We start from the raw sequence: 20,414 nt of genomic DNA, 5'->3' as shown, positions 1-20,414 counted from the left end.
TTTGATTTAGGCGATTGGCGATGTTCAAGGTTCTTACATGCCTGGTGGTAGAGCATAATCCCAGACTGGTCGTTTTGGCCGCACTTGTGTGCTTTCTCGCGAGTTACGGAGCAGTAACGCTGCTGCAGCGCGCCCGCGGCTCCTCGGGCAAGGCAAAAGCGATCTGGGCGACGGCCGCCGGCATCGCCAGCGGCTTCGGCATCTGGGCGACCCACTTCATCGCCATGCTCGCTTATGATCCCGGCGTCGTCCTCGGTTACCAGATGGATCTCACCGGCCTGTCGCTGGCCGTTGCCATCATCCTCACCACGACGGCCCTATTGATCGCGACCCATGTTCAGGACCGCCTCGGCTGGATTGCTGGCGGCTTCGTTCTCGGCGGCGGCGTCGCCTGCATGCATTTTCTTGGCATGGCGGCGCTCGACGTGCCGGGCAGCATCCGCTGGAATGCGGCACTGGTCGTCGCCTCCGTGGTCGTCGGCTCGCTGTTTGACATCGCCGCTCTGCGCACGATCGCCAGTGTCGGCAAGCCGCTGAAGGCGAAGATCCTTGCCACCCTGCTGATGACGCTCGGGATCGTCGCGTTGCATTTCACCGCCATGGGTGCGGTCACGATCGAGGCCGATCTGCTGACGCCGACCCATGCGGGCATGATCCAGCCGCATCTGCTTGCCTTCGTCATCGCCGGCACCGCCTTCTTCCTGCTGTCGATGGTGCTGATCGCCGCCGGCTTCGCCCATCATGCCGAGCTTTCCGCCGCTGCTGCCGAACGGGAATTCGCCCGCTTCGTGCGCAGCGTGAAGGACTACGCGATCTATATGCTCGACACCGACGGCCGCGTCGCCAGCTGGAACGCCGGCGCCGAGGCCAACAAGGGCTATAAGGGCGAGGAAATCGTCGGCAAGAATTTCGCCTGCTTCTACTCGCAGGAGGATCAGCGCGACGGCGTACCGCAGCGGGCGCTCGAGGTCGCACTGGCCGATGGTAAGTACGAGAACGAAGGCTGGCGCTATCGCAAGGACGGATCCCGGTTCTGGGCTCACGTGGTGCTCGACCCCTTCATGGACGACGACGGCAAGCACGCCGGCTTCATCAAGATCGTCAAGGACATCACCAAGGCGAAGCTTGACGCCGACCGTATCGCCGAAGTCAGCAACAATCTCGATGTCGCGCTCGAAAACATGTCGCAGGGCATCTGCCTGTTCGACAGCAGCGACCGGCTGTTGCTCTCCAACCGTCGCTGCCGAGAGATCTTCGGCTTCTCCGAGACACTCGCCGGCAAGGGGCTGACCTTCCGCGAAATCCTCGACATCGTCTTTGCCCGCATCTACACAGATCCCGAGATGGCCCGGACCAAGGCCGAGGAGCTCTACCAGAAGCACCGGATCGAAATGGTCGGCAATGGCGGCGGCGATATCGTCGAAAAGCTCGTCAACGGCCGCTCGATCCTGACCAAGCATCGCACGCTGCCCGATGGCGGCTGGGTGAGCACCTATGAGGACATCACCGAGCGGCTCGACACCGAGGAGCAGATTACCTTCCTTGCCCGCCACGACAGTCTCACGGGGCTGCCGAACCGGCTGCAGTTCAGCAGCTATCTCGAAGAGGAGCTGGACGCGGCCGCCTGGTTCAACCGCAAGGTCGCCGTCATCGGCATCGACCTCAACAAGTTCAAGGAAGTCAACGATCTGCACGGCCACGCCGCCGGAGACTTCGTGCTGGTGACGATCGCCCAGCGCATGAAGGGCCTCCTGCAGGAAGGCGAGTTCGTGGCACGCTTCGGCGGCGACGAGTTCGCGGCGGTCAAGCGCTTCGAGGAACTCTCCGAGCTTAACGACTTCCTGCGCCGGATCGAAAAGAGCCTGCATGAGGAAATGCGCTTTGGCGATTTCGAGCTCAAGTCCGGCGGCAGCATGGGTGTCGCGATCTATCCGCAGGATGCCGAGACGGCCGACACGCTGATCAACAATGCCGACCTTGCGATGTACCGGGCGAAGGCCGCCCTCAACCAGACCGTCTGCTTCTACGAGGTGTCGATGGATGAAGCTGCCCGCCAGCGGCGCGCGCTTGCCAACGATCTCTGGGACGCGGTCGAGAAGAAGCAGCTTGCCTTGCACTACCAGGTGCAGAAGTCTGTGATGAGCGGCGCCGTCATCGGCTACGAGGTGCTCCTGCGCTGGAGCCATCCGGAACGCGGCATGGTGCCTCCGAGCGAATTCATCCCGCTTGCCGAGGAATGCGGCGCGATCCTGCCGATCGGCGAATGGGTGCTGCGCGAGGCCTGCCGCGAGGCGGCGGGCTGGGAGAGCAGTCATAAGATTGCCGTCAACCTTTCGCCGGTCCAGCTTGCCAACGGCGACATCGTCAGCCTGGTTCAGGACGTGCTTGCCGACACGGGTCTCGACCCGAACCGGCTGGAGCTCGAAATCACGGAATCGACGATCATCGACGACAAGGAGCGGGCGCTGCTGACGCTGCGCCAGATCAAGGAACTGGGCGTCACCATCGCGATCGACGACTTCGGGACCGGCTATTCGTCGCTCGAGACGCTGCGCTCCTTCCCCTTCGACAAGATCAAGCTCGACCGGAGCTTCATGTGGGAAGTGGAAGGCAGTCCGCAGGCCAAGGCGATCGTGCGCGCCATTCTTGCGCTCGGCCAGAGCCTGTCCGTGCCTGTCCTTGCCGAAGGCGTCGAAACGCAGAAGCAGCTCGATATCCTGCAAGCCGAGGGCTGCGACGAGGCGCAGGGCTATCTGCTTGGTCGCCCGGCGCCGATCACGGTGCTCTTCACGGACAAGGACGACGCGGCGGCAGCCTGAGCCGTACGTCCGCGTCTCTGCCGCACACCTTCACCGCAATCGCCCATGGGGCGATTGCGGCGGCCATATGTGATCGAGGGTTCTCTACACTCGGGCCCGTGCGCGGGCAGGGGCGGGCTTACTGGCGCAGCAGTGCGCGACCCGCGACTTCCACGAGAAAGCGTGGAAAGAAAAAGATGCCGGTGATCATGCCGGAATAGCGCTGTTCGAGGCCGGAGGATTCTCCGATGCAGAACAGCGGCTGCTTCTGGCCGGACTCCTCCAGCGCGATCGTCGTCGAAAAGCAGAAAGACGAGCAGCTCGTTGCCGCCTGTTCGAACAGTTCGAGCACGTGATTGCGATCGGCCGGATCGTAGCAGCGAACGAAGTTCAGAAGGCCGCACTCGCCGTCACGCAGGCCATGGATCGCGGCCGCCTTCTCGCCGAGCCGGAACAGGCCCGTCGACAGGTCGCCGGACCACCCCTCCGAGACGCAAAACTGCTCCATGAATTCATGATGCGGTAGGCCCGGATGCAGATGTCCCGAAGAGCCGAGGGGAGCGGAATTTGCTCTGGTGATCTTAAACACGGTCTACCCCAGCAGAGTTCCCGGAGCTGCCTTTGGCGCTCCAGGGAAACGCGTCCCAATGTGCAAACTGCGTCCGACATGACCAATACGAGAGCGCACGCCACGTGATGTGGGTGTTTTCTCAAGTAGAAAGGTCTATAGATAGTAGTGGATCTCGCCGGCGAACTTATTTCGAAGGAGAGTGTCGGCTTAATTTGCGATTAAATGCTTTTATTCTTTAGGTATAGTCTCGAAGAATTACCGGATGGGCAGCGAATACGAAAAAGCCCCGGCGATTGCCTGTCTGCCTTAAGTGTGCCGCCCAGTCTCCCCTCAATCTTCGCTCACTTGGGGCGCTGTTATAGTTCGTTTTTTTTCGACTTCAACGGTTTTTTGAAGCCTGACTACAACCGATGGGTTTTTTCCTGCCGACTGTTCGGCAGATGCTCTCCGGCGATGAGTGGCATTGATAAAAAACAAGAAAGGCGACCCGAAGGCCGCCTTTCCGATCCGGATGGATCCTTGCAATAAGGCTTTCGCCATTATCACATCATGTCCATGCCGCCCGTTCAGCGCGCTTGACGCGCTGAACCACTTTAAGTGCATGGGCGAAGCTTTATGGACGATGCTGCGATAAGGCTGTCGCCATTATCACATCATGTCCATGCCGCCCATGCCGCCCATGCCGCCAGGCATGCCAGCCGGGGCGTCCTTCTTCGGCAGTTCGGCGATCATGGCTTCCGTCGTGACGAGGAGGCCGGCAACCGAAGCAGCGTCCTGAAGGGCGGTGCGAACGACCTTGACCGGGTCGATGATGCCCATCGAGATCATGTCGCCGTATTCGCCGGTCTGGGCGTTGTAGCCGAAGTTGTCCTGGTCCTTGTCGAGGATCTTGCCGACAACGATGGAGGCTTCGTCACCAGCGTTCTCAGCGATCTGGCGGGCCGGAGCCTGCAGAGCGCGACGAACGATGTTGATGCCGGCTTCCTGGTCGTCGTTTGCACCCTTGACGGTGATCTTGACGGAAGAACGCAGCAGGGCAACGCCGCCGCCCGGTACGATGCCTTCCTGAACAGCAGCGCGCGTCGCGTTGAGAGCGTCGTCGATGCGGTCCTTCTTTTCCTTCACTTCGACTTCCGTCGAGCCGCCAACGCGGATCACGGCAACGCCGCCAGCGAGCTTGGCAAGACGTTCCTGCAGCTTTTCGCGGTCGTAGTCGGAGGTGGTGTCTTCGATCTGGGCCTTGATCTGGGCAACGCGGCCTTCGATGTCGGCCTTCTGGCCGGCGCCGTCGACGATCGTCGTGTTTTCCTTGGAGATCGAAACCTTCTTCGCACGGCCGAGCATGTCGAGCGTCACGTTTTCGAGCTTGATGCCGAGGTCTTCGGAGATCACGGTGCCGCCCGTCAGGATGGCGATGTCTTCGAGCATGGCCTTGCGGCGATCGCCGAAGCCCGGAGCCTTGACGGCAGCGATCTTCAGGCCGCCACGCAGCTTGTTGACGACGAGCGTTGCAAGAGCTTCGCCTTCGACGTCTTCAGCGATGATGAGGAGCGGCTTGCCGGTCTGAACGACAGCTTCGAGAACCGGGAGCATGGCCTGGAGGTTCGAGAGCTTCTTCTCGTGAAGGAGAACGAAGACGTCGTCGAGGTCAGCGACCATCTTTTCCGGGTTGGTGACGAAGTAGGGCGACAGGTAGCCGCGGTCGAACTGCATGCCTTCGACGACTTCGAGTTCCGTTTCGGCGGTCTTGGCTTCTTCAACCGTGATGACGCCTTCGTTGCCGACCTTCTGCATCGCTTCAGCGATGTCGAGGCCGATCTGACGCTCGCCGTTGGCCGAGATCGTGCCGACCTGTGCAACTTCTTCCGAAGTGTTGATCTTCTTGGCCTTGGCCTGGAGATCCTTGACGACTTCGGTGACAGCGAGGTCGATACCACGCTTCAGGTCCATCGGGTTCATGCCGGCAGCAACAGCCTTTGCGCCTTCGCGAACGATCGCCTGGGCAAGAACGGTTGCAGTCGTGGTGCCGTCGCCGGCGATGTCGTTGGTCTTCGAAGCAACTTCGCGGACCATCTGGGCGCCCATGTTTTCGAACTTGTCTTCGAGTTCGATTTCCTTGGCGACCGATACGCCGTCCTTGGTGATGCGCGGAGCGCCGAAGGACTTGTCGATGATGACGTTACGACCCTTCGGGCCGAGCGTGACCTTTACGGCGTCAGCGAGGATGTCGACGCCACGCAGCATCTTTTCGCGCGCGGTGCGGCCGAACTTGATTTCTTTTGCAGCCATTAGAGAAAACTCCCGGGCTCATTGCCCATTGGTTGTCATAAAAAGGGGTGGACGCCGGCTGATCAGCCGATGATGCCCATGATGTCGGCTTCCTTCATGATCAGAAGGTCTTCGCCGTTGATCTTGACTTCGGTGCCCGACCACTTGCCGAACAGAACGCGGTCGCCAGCCTTGACGTCGAGGGCAACGACCTTGCCGCTTTCGTCACGGGCGCCCGAACCGACGGCGACGATTTCGCCTTCCTGCGGCTTTTCCTTGGCGGTGTCCGGAATGATGATGCCGCCCTTGGTCTTCTCTTCAGACTCAACGCGGCGAACGACGACGCGGTCGTGCAGCGGGCGGAAGTTGGTGCTTGCCATTAGTCTAATCCCTCGATCAAATGACATTACGGATCGCTGATCGACCCGATGGATGGGTGTTAGCACTCTCATTTATCGAGTGCTAGCGATGCCGAGATAAGCTTGGGTATGGGGTGAGTCAAGGATCGGCGCCTAGATTTTTTGCTGACGGCAGGTGCCCTGGACGGGCGCGGCAGGCGCGGGCACAGGCAGCCTAGCCCCATTCTTGGCGAAATGTGGGCGATCGCGTCGATGAGTGGCATGGGCGGGATTTTGACGGTTGATAACCACGACAATGTGCTTCTGCGCGGCGGGCCGCACCTGCAGTGCATTTTTCCTGGTTCTCGAGACCGCCGGAATCCTTGGGAGGGTGCGCCTTTTTCGGGAGACGAGACTTGTAATCTCCTGCCTTCCTTGCCATGCAAGCCGGAAACCGTGTTTGCAGGAAGCCAGGATGGCCGCAAGGATCAACAGTTTTCGCGAAATCGCCAAGCGCTACGATGTCGTTTTATGTGACGTCTGGGGCGTGCTTCACAACGGCGTGCAGGCTTTCGCCTCCGCCTGTGAAGCATTGGCCGAGGCGCGCGCCGCCGGACTGACCGTCGTGCTCATCACCAATTCGCCGCGCCCGAGCCCGATGGTGAAGGTGCAGATCCGCAGTCTCGGCGTGCCCGACGAAGCCTATGACCGGATCGTCACTTCGGGCGACGTGACCCGGGCGCTGATCGCTGCCGCCGACAAGAAGATCTTCTTCATCGGCGCCGAGCGCGACCTGCCCCTGCTCGAGGGGCTGGGGACGCAGATCGTTTCCTCGGAAGATGCCGAGACGGTCGTCTGCGCCGGCTTCTATGACGACGAGACCGAAACGCCCGAGCATTACCGCGCGACCCTGACGGGCCTTGCCAAGCGCAAGATCCCGTTCATCTGCGCCAACCCGGACCTCGTCGTCGAGCGTGGTCACCGGCTGATCCCCTGCGCCGGTGCGATTGCCAAGCTTTACGAAGAGCTGGGTGGCGAGGCGCGCATCGCCGGCAAACCCTATATCGCGATCTATCGCGCCGCCCTGGGCGAGGCGAAGGCCGCACGCGGAGCGATTGACCTGACCCGTGTCATCGCCGTCGGCGACGGCATGCCGACTGACGTCAAGGGCGCGCAGGACGCGGGCCTGGATCTGCTCTATATCAGCGCCGGTATCCACGCCCAGGAATACATGAACGAAAGCCGGACCGACGAGGCGAAGCTTGCCGCCTTCCTCAAGAAGGAGGGCGCCTCGCCGAAATACTGGATGCCACGGCTCGCCTGACGGGAAGACGGAGATGACGGTTTTTCATCGCAACGAGACCCGTGATCCGCTTCCGGAGCACTTGCGCGGCGGTGTCGTCGCCATCGGCAATTTCGATGGCGTTCACCGCGGCCACCAGTCGGTCCTTAACCGGGCGCTGGAGGAGGCCAAGTCGCGCGGCGTGCCGGCGCTCGTGCTCACCTTCGAGCCGCATCCGCGAACCGTTTTTCGCCCGGACACTCCAGTCTTCCGGCTGACGCCGGCGCCGCTGAAGGCCCGCATCCTCGAAGGCATGGGCTTCGGCGCCGTCATCGAATATCCCTTCGACCGTACCTTCTCTCAGCTTTCCGCCTCGGATTTCATCCACCGCATCCTGCTTGAATGGCTGCATGCCTCGCATGTGGTGACCGGTTTCGACTTTCATTTCGGCAAGGGCCGCGAAGGCGGGCCTGCCTTTCTGATGGCGGCAGGCGGCGACAACGGGTTTGGTGTGACGCTGGTCGATGCCTTCCGTGATGAAAATGCATCCGTCATCTCGTCGAGCTATGTCCGCGCGCTGCTCGGCGAAGGCGATGTCGCCCAGGCCGCGGGCATGCTCGGCTACCGTTATCTCGTCGAAGCCGAGGTGATCGGCGGCAAGAAGCTCGGTCGCGAACTCGGTTTCCCCACCGCCAACATGCGGCTTGCACCCGAGGTGGAACTCCGACCCGGCATCTACGCCGTGCGCTTCCGTCGTCCCGACGGCTCGCTTTACGACGGGGTCGCCAGTTTCGGGCGCCGGCCGACGGTCGACAGCGACGGCGAACCGCTGCTCGAGACCTTCGTCTTCGACTTCTCCGGCGATCTCTATGGCGAAGTCTGCGCCGTGACTTTCTTCGGTCACCTGCGCGACGAATTGAAATTCGATGGCCTCGATCCGCTGGTGGCGCAGATCCGGCAGGACGAGGCCGAGGCCCGCGCGCTGCTTTCCGGCGTCACGCCACTCGGTGACATCGACCGCAAGCTCAACTTCGCCCGATAAAAGATTTCGGTCTTCGCGCGGCGGCGGACCTTTTCAAAAGGCCGAAAACGCCTTAAACAACCGGCCACCATGACCCGGCACCGTCGATTGATCATCGATCAGCGAATTATTGGCCCGGCCTTCCGCGTGCTGTGATCAGCCGGAAGGTCCGGGATTTCGGCGTTTCCGACGCCCCAGTCATCTCTCGATACCGAGCCTATTTCGTATGCGCGGCCGTTCGCGCGAAGAAGCGATTGCAAAAACCATGACCGACACCGCTGAAAAGATCGACTACTCCTCGACCCTCTACCTGCCGCAGACGGAATTTCCGATGCGCGCGGGCCTGCCGCAGAAGGAGCCGGAAACGGTGGCCCGCTGGCAGAAGATGGGCCTCTACAAGAAGCTGCGCGCATCGGCTGCCGGCCGCGACAAGTTCGTGCTGCACGACGGCCCGCCCTATGCCAACGGCAACATCCACATCGGCCACGCGCTGAACAAGATCCTCAAGGACGTCATCAACCGCTCGTTCCAGATGCGCGGTTTCGACGCCAACTACGTGCCCGGCTGGGACTGCCACGGTCTGCCGATCGAGTGGAAGATCGAGGAGAAGTACCGCGAGAAGGGCCAGAACAAGGACGAGGTTCCGGTCAACGAATTCCGTCGGGAATGCCGCGATTTCGCCGCCGGCTGGATCCAGGTCCAGGCCGAGGAGTTCAAACGTCTCGGCATCGAGGGCGACTTCGACAATCCCTACACGACGATGAACTTCCACGCCGAAGCGCGCATCGCCGGTGAGCTGATGAAGATCGCCAAGCTCGGCCAGCTCTATCGGGGCTCGAAGCCTGTCATGTGGTCGGTCGTCGAGCGCACGGCACTTGCCGAAGCCGAAGTCGAATACGCCGATGTCGAAAGCGACATGATCTGGGTGAAGTTCCCGGTCACCGAAGGTCCCGACAGCCTTGCCGGCACCTTCGTCGTGATCTGGACGACCACGCCCTGGACCATCCCCGGCAACCGCGCCATCGCCTACTCGTCGCGTTATGCCTATGGCCTCTACGAAGTGGCGACCGCCGAGAACGATTTCGGCCCCCAGCCGGGCGAGAAGCTGATCTTTGCCAAGCGCCTGGCCGATGAGTCTGCCGCCAAGGCGAAGCTCACCTTCAACTTCGTTCGCGACCTCGAGGCCGATGAACTGTCGTCCGTGACCTGCGCCCATCCGCTGCACGGTCTGGGCGGCGGCTACGCCTTCAAGGTGCCGCTGCTCGACGGCGACCACGTGACCGACGATGCCGGCACCGGCTTCGTGCACACGGCCCCGAGCCACGGCCGCGAGGACTTTGATGCCTGGATGGACAATGCCCGCGCGCTCGAAGCCCGCGGCATCTCCTCGGCGATCCCGTTCACGGTCGACGACGCCGGATACTTCACCGCTGACGCCCATGGTTTCGGCCCGGACGCCGAAGGTGGCGCCGGCCGCGTCATCGACGACAAGGGCAAGAAGGGCGACGCCAACGATCGCGTCATCAAGGCGCTGATCGCCCGTCACGCGCTCTTCGCTCGCGGTCGCCTCAAGCATTCCTATCCGCATTCCTGGCGCTCGAAGAAGCCGGTGATCTTCCGCAACACGCCGCAATGGTTCGTCTACATGGACAAGGCCTTCGGTGATGGCACGACCCTGCGATCGCGCGCGCTGTCTGCCATCGACGACACCCGCTTCGTTCCGGGCGCCGGCCAGAACCGCCTGCGTGCGATGATCGAAGGCCGTCCGGACTGGGTGCTCTCGCGCCAGCGTGCCTGGGGCGTTCCGATCGCGATCTTTGCCGACGATCAGGGCGAGATCCTGATCGACGAGGCCGTCAACGCTCGCATCCTCGACGCTTTCGAACAGGAAGGTGCCGATGCCTGGTTCACCGAAGGCGCCAAGGATCGCTTCCTCGGCAACGACCACGATCATGCCAAGTGGCATCAGGTCATGGACATCCTCGACGTGTGGTTCGACAGCGGTTCGACCCATACCTTCACGCTCGAAGACCGTCCGGACCTGAAGTGGCCGGCCGACGTCTATCTCGAAGGTTCGGACCAGCATCGCGGCTGGTTCCATTCCTCGCTGCTCGAGGCCTGCGCCACGCGCGGCCGCGCACCCTACAACGCCGTTGTCACCCATGGTTTCACCATGGATGAGAAGGGCGAGAAGATGTCGAAGTCGAAGGGCAACACCGTCACCCCGCAAGAGGTGATGAAGGATGCCGGCGCCGACATCCTGCGCCTGTGGGTGATGACGACGGATTATTGGGAAGATCAGCGCCTCGGCAAGACGATCATCCAGACAAACATCGACGCCTATCGCAAGCTGCGCAACACGATCCGCTGGATGCTCGGCACGCTCGCCCACGACAACGGCGAGGAAATTGCCTATGCCGAGATGCCGGAACTCGAAAAGCTGATGCTGCATCGCCTGGCCGAACTCGACCAGGTCGTGCGCGAAGGCTACGACGCCTTCGACTTCAAGAAGATCGCCCGTTCGCTGATCGATTTCTCGAACGTCGAGCTCTCGGCCTTCTATTTCGACGTTCGCAAGGATGCGCTCTACTGCGACGCGCCGTCGAGCCTGCGCCGCCGTGCGGCACTCGCCGTTATCCGCAAGCTCTTCGATTGCCTCGTGCTGTGGCTGGCGCCGATGCTGCCGTTTACGACCGAAGAGGCCTGGCTGTCGCGCAAGCCCGATGCGGTCTCGGTGCACCTCGAACAGTTCCCGGCGATCCCGGCGGAATGGAAGAACGATGCGCTCGAAGCCAAGTGGGAGAAGATCCGTGCGGTCCGCACCGTCGTCACCGGCGCGCTCGAGATCGAACGCAAGGACAAGCGCATCGGCTCGTCGCTGGAAGCCGCACCGGTCGTCCACGTCGCCGATCCGGAGCTGTTGAAGGCGCTGGAAGGCCAGGACTTCGCCGAGATCTGCATCACCTCGGGGATCACTGTCGAGACCACCGAAGGTCCGGCCGACGCGTTCCGGCTGGCTGACGTGGCCAAGGTCAGCGTCGTGCCGAAGCTTGCCGAAGGCCAGAAATGCGCTCGCTCCTGGCGGATCACGACCGATGTCGGTTCTGACGCACTCTACCCGGACGTGTCCGCCCGGGATGCCGCTGCCTTGCGCGAGCTTGGTTTCAAGGCTTAACGCATTGTTACCGGATGAATTGCACTCCTTGCGTTCATCCGGTAAAACCTGCCCGAAATTTGGCGGATTTCTCCGCCATGGGCGCTTGAGTGGCCGCGCTGACTGGTGGCCGGCTGGAAGGAATCTCATGGAAATGACGCGAGAGTTGCGAGTGTTTGCCAGCGTGGCCGCCATTTTGACGAGCGGCCTGGTGCTTACGGGCTGCATCGGCGGCCCGACCTACGGCACGGACAAGACCGCCGGCGAACAGCTCATGGACGACCTCGGCAGCGTCGCAAGCTTCGGCCCGCCGAAGCGGGATCCGGTCAAGTACCAGCCGCGTCCGGGTCTCGTCCTGCCGCCGTCGGCCCAGCAGGCCTCGCTCGTCGAGCCGCAGAAGTCGCTCGCCAGCCGCGAGGGGAACCCGGAATGGGTCGAGTCTCCGGAAGAGGTGCGCAACCGCCTGCGTGAAGAGGCCGACGCCAACAAGAACAACCCGAACTATGTCTCGCCGCTTGCCAAGGCAAGCGCCAACGGTCGCCGGCTCTCTGCAAAGGAGCAGCAGGAGGCCTATCGTGAAGGGCGCAAGATCGAGATGGGCGCCTATTCCGACAAGCGCCGCTTCCTGAGCGATCCGCCGCTCGATTACCGCCGCCTGCCCGAGGGTACCGAGACCGATCTCGGCGAGCCGGAGAAGGACAAGGAGCGCCGCCGCAAGAAGGAGGCGCAGATCAAGAATACCGGCTCCAAGTGGTATTGGCCCTTCTAAACCCGTTTTCGCCGTTCCCTTGAACGGCGAAATGCCTCTCTCCCTTGGATCTATGCAGTTCCGGTCGAAAGCGCGTTTGCTTGGCTGCTGGAACTGCTTGAGAAGCGCCTGAGCCATGACCATCAGCATTCGCGACGCGCGCCCGGAAGACGCCGAAACCATTCTGCGCTTCATCACCGAACTTGCCATCTACGAGAAGGAGCCCGACGCCGTCGAGGCGACGGTCGAGATGCTGCAGGCCTCGCTCTTCGGTCCCGGTGCGATCACCCGCGCGGTGATCTGCGAGAAGGATGGCAAGCCGGCTGGTTTTGCCATGTGGTTCTACAACTATTCCACCTGGCAGGCGCGCAAGGGTCTTTACCTCGAGGATCTTTACGTCACGCCGGATTGCCGCGGCTCGGGCGCCGGCAAGATGCTCTTGAAGCATCTGGCAAAGATTGCCGTCGAGGAGGGCTGCGGCCGCTTCGAATGGAGTGTGCTCGACTGGAACGAACCGGCGATCCGCGTCTACGAATCGGTCGGCGCAGAGGCGATGTCCGAGTGGACGCGCTACCGCCTTTCGGGTGTCGCGCTCGAAAGCTTCGCCGCCGACTGAAGACGTTAAGGGGGCTCACCGCTTGCCGGCAAAGAAATCCCTGAGGATATCGGCGGCTTCCCGCTCGGCGAGGCCCGAATAGACATCGGGCGCATGGTGGCAGGTGGGCGAGCCGAAGAAGCGCACACCGCTGTCGACCGCGCCGCCCTTCGGGTCGTCGGCGCCGTAATAGAGGCGACGGATGCGCGCGAATGAAATCGCCGCCGCGCACATGGTGCAGGGTTCGAGCGTGACGTAGAGATCGGCGCCGGTCAGCCTTTCGTCCTCGAGGACGGCGGCAGCCTCGCGGATGGCGACGATCTCCGCATGGGCGGTCACGTCGTTGAGCTCGCGGGTGCGATTGCCGGCGCGCGAGATGATACGGCCGTCGAAAACCACCACGGCGCCGATCGGCACTTCGCCGCGTTCGGCAGCCTTGCGGGCCTCTTCAAGGGCCGCATCCATGAAGCGTGTCGTCTCAGCCATCGCTCAAACAATAATTTCTCTTAACCCACGGGCCGCGACCTGATAGGACAGCCGCAAAAGGCAGGCAACACAAATGACATCCAAAGACAAGCCCACGCGGCCTGGCGGCAAGTCCGCTGGCCGGGACAAGAAACCGCATTTCGCCGACAAGAAGGGCGCTGCGCCGAAAAAGGCTGCAGGAGCCAAGGCTTCCGGCCCGAAGTCTTTCGGTGCCAAGGGCCCCGGCAGGAGCTTCGACGCAAAGACGTCTGATCCCAAGGCCGGCGCTTCGCGTCCGGCCCGGGAGCGCCCGGCAGCGGCTGCAGCGGCCGCCGACGAGCCGAAGCGTATCTCGAAGATCCTGGCGCGCGCCGGCGTTGCCTCGCGTCGCGACGTCGAGCGCATGATCATGGAAGGCCGCATCAGGCTCAACGGTGTCATCCTCGACACGCCCGTGGTCAACGCGACGCTCGCCGATGCGATCGAGGTCGATGGCCAGCCGATCCGCGGTATCGAGCGCACGCGCCTCTGGCTCTATCACAAGCCGGCCGGTCTGGTGACCACCAATGCCGACCCGGAGGGCCGTCCGACCGTATTCGAGAACCTGCCGGACGAGCTGCCGCGGGTTCTGTCGATCGGCCGCCTCGACATCAACACCGAGGGCCTGCTGCTCCTCACCAATGACGGCGGCCTTGCCCGCGTGCTCGAACTGCCGTCGACCGGCTGGCTGCGCCGTTACCGCGTGCGCGCCCATGGCGAGATCGATCAGGAAGCGCTCGACAAGCTGAAGGACGGCATCGCCGTCGACGGCGTGCTGTACGGCGCCATCGAAGCGACGCTCGACCGCGTCCAGGGCTCGAACGTCTGGATCACGATGGGGCTTCGCGAAGGCAAGAACCGCGAAATCAAGAACGTGCTTGGCGCGCTCGGCCTCGACGTCAACCGCCTGATCCGCATCTCCTACGGCCCGTTCCAGCTCGGCGAACTGCCGGAGGGACACGTCCAGGAAATTCGCGGACGCACGCTGCGCGACCAATTGGGACCGCGCCTGATTGAGGACGCCAAGGCGAACTTCGACGCGCCGCTTTACAATGATCAGGCGGCGACCGTTGCCGGTGAGGCTGAAGACGACGCCGCCGACACGCGCAGGCCGGAGCGCAACAACCGCTGGGAAAAGCCGGAGGACAAGCGCGAGCGTGCCCTTTCTCGTCTGGACACCCGTCGTGACGACCGCCGCGACGGTGGTGGTCGTGGCAAGGATGGTGCCCGCGGCAAGGGTGGCCCGCGCGAAGACCGCGACGCCAAGTTCGAGGATCGGCCGAAGCGCGCGCCGGCTCAGCGCGCCCGCACGGCCAATGTCTGGATGGCGCCGGGCGCCCGCCCGCTCGCCGAAAAGAAGCCGAAGTCCGTTGATGGCGATGCCACCGAGAAGTCCGCCCGTCGCGAGCGTCCGGAAAGCGCGCCGAAGTCCAAGCGCTACGGCCGCAACAAGGATGGTCTGGCGACGAAGACGACCGGCAAGTTCGACCCGGACCGCAAGGGTGGCCCGCACAGAGACTTCGACCGCGCCGATCGTCCGGCGTCTGCCGCGCCGGTCAAGCGTCGCGACGACGAGGGTGAATGGATCAGCGCCAGCGAGCCTGCCCGTCGCGGCAAGGACGAGGGCCGCGATGGCGGCTTTGGCCGGCGCAAGTCGGGCGACGCGGGTGACCGCAGGTCGCGCGATCACGGTGACCGTCCTGCGCGCCGTGACGGCGGCGACCGTCCCCGTTCTGAAGGCGGACCGCGCAGCTATTCCGACAAGCCGAGGGCGCCACGCGCCGACGGTGATCGTCCGCAGCGTCGCGAAGGCGGTGAGCGTTCGTTCAGTGACCGTCCGGCTCGCAGCGACGGCGGTGATCGCCGGTTCGACAAGCCGCGGGCTCCACGCGCTGACGGTGACCGTCCGCCGCGTCGCGAAGGTGGCGACCGTCCGTTTGGCGACAAGCCTCGCGGCAAGTCGTTCGGCGGCAAGCCCTCGGGCGGAAAATCCTTCGGTGAACGCTCCGGCGGTCCGCGCGGCGGTAAGCCTGGTGGCGGCAAGCCCGGCGGTGGACGCCCCGGCGGTCCTGGTCGCTCCGGCGGCGGGCGCCCGGCTGGCGGCGGCAAGCCGCGCGGCAGAGGAAACTAAGCGGTCGTGCGGATCGTCGGCGGAGAGTTTCGGGGTCGCAGCCTGGCGAACCCCAAGTCCAACGATATCCGGCCGACCACGGACCGGACGCGCGAAAGCCTGTTCAACATTTTGAGCCATTCCTATCCGGACGCGCTCGACGGCACGCGTGTGCTCGACCTTTTCGCGGGCACCGGCGCCGTCGGCTTCGAGGCGCTGTCGCGCGGGTGCCGGCATGCGCTCTTTGTCGAGCAGGGCGTCGAGGGCAGGGGCCTGATCCAGACCAACGTCGAGACGCTCGGCCTGCAGGGCCGGGCCAAGGTCTTCCGGCGCGACGCCACCAGCCTTGGCGGCGTCGGTACGATGGAGCCGTTTCATCTCGTCTTCGCCGATCCGCCCTACGCCAAGGGGCTGGGCGAAAAGGCCTTGGAGTCGGCTGCCATCGGCAACTGGCTGGTGCCCGGCGCCCTGGTGATCCTCGAAGAGCGGGCAGATGTCCAGCCGGCGCCGGTCGCCGTCTTCGAAAACCTCGACGTCAGGGTGTTCGGCGACACGCGCATGCATTTCTATCGGTTTCGCGGAGCCTGATGCCGTAATTTCGGTTGAGTTGACGGGATAGGCTCAGCCGGACAACGCCATTTTCTCAACCCGCCCAGCGCGGAGGCATGCCGATGAAGCAGGATCTTTCGATGACGCATGGATCGGCGGAAGCCTCGGCGCGGCGCACCGTCGCGCTGGCGCTTGGCGGTGGCGGCGCCCGCGGTCTTGCGCATATCCACGTCATCGAGGCGCTGGATGAACTCGGCATTCGGCCGGTCGCGATCGCGGGCTCGTCGATCGGCGCGATCATGGGCGCAGGCATGGCGGCGGGTTTGCGCGGCGAAGAGATCCGGGCCCATACGCTTTCCACCGTCGGCCACCGGCGCGAAGTGGTCAACCGCCTGTGGCAATTGCGGCCGTCGAGCCTTTCCGAAGCGATGGCGAGCGGCTTCCGCTTCGGCCAGTTCAATGTCGAGCGGGTGCTCAAGGCCTTCCTGCCCGAGGCCATCCCGCAAAAATTCTCCGACCTCGAAATCCCGCTGAAAGTAGTCGCCACCGACTATTACGGTCAGACGGAGAAGATCTGCGAGAAGGGCGACCTCCGCAAGGCCCTGGCTGCGTCTGCGGCGCTGCCGGCGATCTTCACGCCGGTCCGGATCGACGGGCGGGTCATGATCGACGGCGGCATCTATAATCCCATTCCCTTCGATCACCTGCGCGGCCTTGCCGATATCGTCATTGCGGTCGATGTCGTCGGCGGGCCGGATGGCGACGGCAAGGCGATCCCGAGCCGGATCGACAGCCTGTTCGGCGCGAGCCAGCTGATGATGCAGTCGATCATCGCCATGAAGCTGAAGGAGGGGGCGCCGGACATCCTGTTGCGTCCCGATGTCGGCCGCTACCGCGTGATGGATTTCCTGCGCGCCCAGGACGTGCTGAACGCAACGGCTGCGATCAAGGACGAACTCAAGCGCGCACTCGAAGAGCGGATGACAGCGCCAAGGCTCACCTGAACCTTGGCGTTGAAGCTTCGCGCCTGAACAACCTTGGCAATGACGGCGCGTGCCGTCGCAGCGTGAGCGGTTAGGCGCTTTCGCGCTCGTCCGCGGGAAGGCCCGGGAGGATCCGTTCGCCGGTCTCTTGCGAATGGTCGACCTCGCGCTTCGGCTTGACCAGCGGCTCCGGACGCACAGGCCGCGAGTGCAGCATGTCGCGGCCGGCGGTGATGCCCTCGGCCTCCTGCAGCACGAGGCGCGCCTCGTCGCGCTTGCGGATGTCGTCCATGATCGCGATCGCCTCGTCGTCGCCGACCCCAAGTGCCTCCAGCGTCTTGCGGCCGAAGAGCAGGCCGGACTCGAAGGTCTCGCGCAGCTCGTAGTCGACACCCTTGGCGCGCAGTTCCAGCGTGTGCAGACGATCGTAGGAGCGGGCGTAGATGCGTGCATTCGGATATTCGGATTGCACGAGATCGATGATGTGGTCGGTCGTTTCCTTCTTCTGGGTGCAGACGGCGACGATCTTGGCCCGTTCGATGCCGGCGGCGCGCAGCACGTCGAGACGGTTGCCGTCGCCGAAGTAAATCCGGAAGCCGAAGGTCGCGGCCTGGCGCACGCGCGCGGCGGAATGATCGATGATCGTCACATCGCGACCGCCGGCAAGCAGGATCTGGGCGGCGATCTGGCCGAAGCGGGAGAAGCCGATCATCAGCACATCGGCATTGGCGCCGTCGAAGTCTTCTTCGATCTCTTCGTCCATCTCGTCCTGCTCGCGCATCAATTTCGGCGCGAGCATTGAGGCAAGGGGCGTCAGCGCCATCGACAGGGTCACGATCGCGACCAGCAGCGAGGCGTTGCCGTCCGAGAAGACGCCGGCGCTTGCCGCCGCCGTGAACAGCACGAAGCCGAACTCGCCGCCCTGCGGCAAAAGCAGGCTGATGCGCACGGCATCATTGTGATGTGATCCGGTGAAGCGGCAGAGCCAATAGAGAACCAGGCTCTTCAGGGCCATCAGCAACGGCACCGCAACGATGATCAGCTGGTAGCGCTCGACGATGACGCCAAGCTCCAACGACAGGCCGACGGCCATGAAAAACAGCGCCTGCAGGATGCCGCGGAAAGGCTCGATATCCGCTTCGAGCTCGTGCCGGTAGGACGATTCCGCCAGCAGAACGCCGGCCAGGAAAGCGCCCATCGCCATGGACAGGCCGGCGAGCTGCATCATGGTCGCCGCTCCCATGACGATGAGCAGTGCCGCAGCTATCATCACGTCGCGGGCGCCGGTGCGGGCGATGATCTGGAACAGCGGGTTCACAAGGTAGCGGCCCGCCGCAAAGAGCACGACGATCGCGGTGGTGGCGATGGCGAAGTCTTCGAGCGGCGGCGTGGTGTCCTCCGGCGCCTGCAGGGCCATCAGCGGGATGAGGGCCAGCAGCGGCACGATGGCGAGATCCTGAAGCAGGAGGATCGAAAAGGCCCTCTGCCCGTAGCGCGTGTTGCGGTCGTTGCTCTCGTCGAGGATCTGCATGGCAAAAGCCGTGGAGGACAGCGACAGGCCGAAGCCGGCGATGATGCTGCCGCCGTGCCCGAGAAGCCCCAGCGCATAGATGGCGTAGGAAAGCAGGATGCCGGAGATCAGCACCTGCGCCGTGCCGAGGCCGAAGATGTCGCGCCGCATCTGCCAGAGGCGCGAAGGCTTGAGTTCGAGCCCGATGATGAAGAGCAGGAAGACGACGCCGAGTTCCGAGACGTGCAGGATCTGCTCGCCTTCGGTGATGCTTTGGGCGACAGGTCCGATCAGCACGCCGGCCGAAAGGTAGCCGAGGATCGTGCCGAGCCCGAGCCGCTTGAAGATGGGAGCGGCGATCACTGCGCCACCGAGCAGCATCAGGGCCTGGGAATAGATGATCGGTGTCGTTGCCATGCCTCAGGCTTTCACTGTTGCTGAACCCGGCCCCCAAGCGGAGCTTTCGAGAGCGCTTCATTTGCGGTGTTTGAGCGGGAATCGGGTCGATGCCCTTGATGCCTGCTTCGCCGCACAATAAATGGGGCAGGAATGAAAGGCCACACCATGTCAGACACGATCGATTCTGCCGACCTCGAAAAACGCGCATCCGAACTCGTGGACCTCGCCCGCAAGGCCGGCGCCGATGCGGCGGACGCGGTGGTGGTGCGCGGGCGCTCCCGCTCCGTCTCCGTCCGCCTCGGCAAGGTTGAAGCGACGGAAGCCTCCGAAAGCGACGACTTTTCGCTCCGTGTTTTTGTCGGACGGCGTGTCGCCAGCGTTTCGGCCAATCCGGGTTTTGACCTGAAGCTGCTCGCGGAGCGCGCGGTTGCCATGGCCAAGGCTTCGCCGGAGGATCCCTTCGCCGCGCTGGCGGACGCCGACCGGCTGGCGAAGTCCTATCCGGACCTCGACCTTTTCGACGCCACGGCGGTTTCCACTGAAACCCTGACCGAGGCAGCGCTTGCCGCCGAAGAGGCGGCACTCGCGGTCTCGGGCGTTACCAATTCCAGCGGCGCTGGGGCATCGGCCGGCATGGGCGGGCTGGTACTTGTCACCTCGCATGGCTTTTCCGGCTCCTACATGGCCACCCGCTTTGGCCGCTCCGTCAGCGCGATTGCCGGCGAGGGCACCAAGATGGAGCGCGACTACGATTATGATAGCCGCCTCTTCTTTGCCGACCTGCGCGACGCCGACGAAATCGGCCGCCTGGCCGGCGAGCGCGCGGTCGCCCGCATCAATCCGCGCCAGGTGCCGACCGCCAAGAATGTCACCGTCGTCTTCGATCCACGCATAGCCCGCGGCTTCGTCGGCCATCTGGCCGGCGCAATCAATGGCGCGGCTGTCGCCCGCAAGACGAGTTTCCTGCGCGACATGATGGGCAAGCAGATCCTGAAGTCGGGTCTTTCCGTGACCGACGACCCGCTGATCGTGCGTGGCTCCTCTTCGCGTCCCTTTGACGGCGAAGGGGTCAGCGGCGAGAAACTGGCGATGGTCGAAGATGGTGTGCTGAACCACTGGTTCCTGTCCACATCGGCAGCGCTCGAACTCGGGCTTCAGACCAACGGCCGCGGCGTGCGCGGCGGTCCGACCGTCAATCCGTCCTCGACCAATCTGGCGCTCGAGCCGGGATCGATCTCGCGGGACGATCTCATCCGCGGGGTTGGCACCGGCTTCTACGTCACCGAACTGATCGGCCAGGGCGTCAATATGGTGACCGGCGAATACAGCCGCGGCGCCTCCGGCTTCTGGATCGAGAACGGCGAGCTGACCTTTGCCGTCTCTGAAGTCACGATCGCGTCCAATCTCAAAGACATGTTCATGGCGCTGACGCCGGCAGACGACATCGACCGCAAGTTCGGCGTCGCGGCGCCGACGCTCGCCATCGAGGGCATGACGCTCGCCGGCCTCTGACAAGGCCGCTGGAAAAGCAGGCGCGGGAAGCCCGCGCCGATCCCGCCTTCCGGACAAGGGAGAGGCGGGCTG

Annotated in this window: 15 protein-coding genes; 10 read left to right on the top strand and 5 right to left on the bottom strand. The window is 63.7% G+C overall.

Features of this window, described 5'->3' with window-relative positions:
• Window positions 1-20: 20 nt before the first annotated feature.
• Window positions 21-2,819 (top strand): bifunctional diguanylate cyclase/phosphodiesterase, encoded by a 2,799-nt coding sequence (locus tag BLU15_RS07635; RefSeq protein WP_090294885.1) that lies wholly within the window; start codon window positions 21-23, stop codon window positions 2,817-2,819.
• 118 nt (window positions 2,820-2,937) lie between these two features.
• On the opposite strand, the gene BLU15_RS07630 is transcribed toward BLU15_RS07635, so the two are convergent.
• The 3 genes from BLU15_RS07630 to groES form a co-directional block, all read right to left on the bottom strand.
• On the bottom strand, window positions 2,938-3,387 hold the full coding sequence (locus BLU15_RS07630; RefSeq protein ID WP_034800963.1) for a hypothetical protein: 450 nt from the start codon (window positions 3,385-3,387) through the stop codon (window positions 2,938-2,940).
• Window positions 3,388-4,017: 630 nt separating this feature from the next.
• Window positions 4,018-5,658, bottom strand: coding sequence for a chaperonin GroEL (gene groL / locus BLU15_RS07625; protein ID WP_034800965.1), 1,641 nt, complete (start codon window positions 5,656-5,658; stop codon window positions 4,018-4,020).
• 62 nt (window positions 5,659-5,720) lie between these two features.
• The gene (gene groES, locus BLU15_RS07620) at window positions 5,721-6,017 is read right to left on the bottom strand and encodes a co-chaperone GroES (protein WP_004675403.1); all 297 of its coding nucleotides are present in this window, start codon (window positions 6,015-6,017) and stop codon (window positions 5,721-5,723) included.
• Between the two features lie 433 nt (window positions 6,018-6,450).
• Between groES and BLU15_RS07615 the strand changes: the two genes are divergently transcribed.
• The 5 genes from BLU15_RS07615 to BLU15_RS07595 all read left to right on the top strand — a co-directional run bounded on the left by BLU15_RS07615 (window position 6,451) and on the right by BLU15_RS07595 (window position 12,796).
• On the top strand, window positions 6,451-7,299 hold the full coding sequence (locus BLU15_RS07615) for a TIGR01459 family HAD-type hydrolase (RefSeq protein WP_034800971.1): 849 nt from the start codon (window positions 6,451-6,453) through the stop codon (window positions 7,297-7,299).
• A 13-nt stretch (window positions 7,300-7,312) separates the two neighbouring features.
• A complete protein-coding gene (locus tag BLU15_RS07610) occupies window positions 7,313-8,299 on the top strand; it encodes a bifunctional riboflavin kinase/FAD synthetase (RefSeq protein WP_034800973.1) in 987 nt (328 codons plus the stop codon).
• 244 nt (window positions 8,300-8,543) lie between these two features.
• Window positions 8,544-11,453 (top strand): isoleucine--tRNA ligase, encoded by a 2,910-nt coding sequence (gene ileS, locus BLU15_RS07605; RefSeq protein ID WP_090295116.1) that lies wholly within the window; start codon window positions 8,544-8,546, stop codon window positions 11,451-11,453.
• Window positions 11,454-11,580: 127 nt separating this feature from the next.
• Window positions 11,581-12,201 carry a hypothetical protein gene (locus tag BLU15_RS07600; RefSeq protein WP_060516427.1) on the top strand — a complete coding sequence of 207 codons (621 nt, stop codon included), beginning with the start codon at window positions 11,581-11,583 and terminating at the stop codon, window positions 12,199-12,201.
• Window positions 12,202-12,316: 115 nt separating this feature from the next.
• On the top strand, window positions 12,317-12,796 hold the full coding sequence (locus BLU15_RS07595) for a GNAT family N-acetyltransferase (RefSeq protein WP_090294884.1): 480 nt from the start codon (window positions 12,317-12,319) through the stop codon (window positions 12,794-12,796).
• Window positions 12,797-12,811: 15 nt separating this feature from the next.
• On the opposite strand, the gene BLU15_RS07590 is transcribed toward BLU15_RS07595, so the two are convergent.
• Window positions 12,812-13,261 carry a nucleoside deaminase gene (locus BLU15_RS07590; RefSeq protein ID WP_089044722.1) on the bottom strand — a complete coding sequence of 150 codons (450 nt, stop codon included), beginning with the start codon at window positions 13,259-13,261 and terminating at the stop codon, window positions 12,812-12,814.
• 73 nt (window positions 13,262-13,334) lie between these two features.
• On the opposite strand from BLU15_RS07590, the gene BLU15_RS07585 reads away from it, so the two are divergent.
• From BLU15_RS07585 to BLU15_RS07575, 3 genes are all read left to right on the top strand, one after another.
• Window positions 13,335-15,410 carry a pseudouridine synthase gene (locus tag BLU15_RS07585; protein ID WP_090294882.1) on the top strand — a complete coding sequence of 692 codons (2,076 nt, stop codon included), beginning with the start codon at window positions 13,335-13,337 and terminating at the stop codon, window positions 15,408-15,410.
• 6 nt (window positions 15,411-15,416) lie between these two features.
• The gene (gene rsmD, locus BLU15_RS07580) at window positions 15,417-15,977 is read left to right on the top strand and encodes a 16S rRNA (guanine(966)-N(2))-methyltransferase RsmD (RefSeq protein ID WP_090294880.1); all 561 of its coding nucleotides are present in this window, start codon (window positions 15,417-15,419) and stop codon (window positions 15,975-15,977) included.
• Window positions 15,978-16,060: 83 nt separating this feature from the next.
• Complete coding sequence (locus BLU15_RS07575; protein WP_090295114.1) at window positions 16,061-16,942, top strand: patatin-like phospholipase family protein; 882 nt, start codon at window positions 16,061-16,063, stop codon at window positions 16,940-16,942.
• Between the two features lie 70 nt (window positions 16,943-17,012).
• On the opposite strand, the gene BLU15_RS07570 is transcribed toward BLU15_RS07575, so the two are convergent.
• On the bottom strand, window positions 17,013-18,848 hold the full coding sequence (locus tag BLU15_RS07570; protein ID WP_090294877.1) for a monovalent cation:proton antiporter-2 (CPA2) family protein: 1,836 nt from the start codon (window positions 18,846-18,848) through the stop codon (window positions 17,013-17,015).
• 147 nt (window positions 18,849-18,995) lie between these two features.
• Here BLU15_RS07570 and BLU15_RS07565 point away from each other — a divergent pair, with 147 nt between their 5' ends.
• On the top strand, window positions 18,996-20,342 hold the full coding sequence (locus BLU15_RS07565) for a TldD/PmbA family protein (protein WP_034800992.1): 1,347 nt from the start codon (window positions 18,996-18,998) through the stop codon (window positions 20,340-20,342).
• The last annotated feature ends 72 nt before the right edge of the window (window positions 20,343-20,414 follow it).

The sequence above is a fragment of the Ensifer sp. YR511 genome, assembly GCF_900103045.1.
GTDB lineage: Bacteria > Pseudomonadota > Alphaproteobacteria > Rhizobiales > Rhizobiaceae > Ensifer > Ensifer adhaerens.
This window is presented reverse-complemented; position numbering and strand designations above follow the sequence as displayed.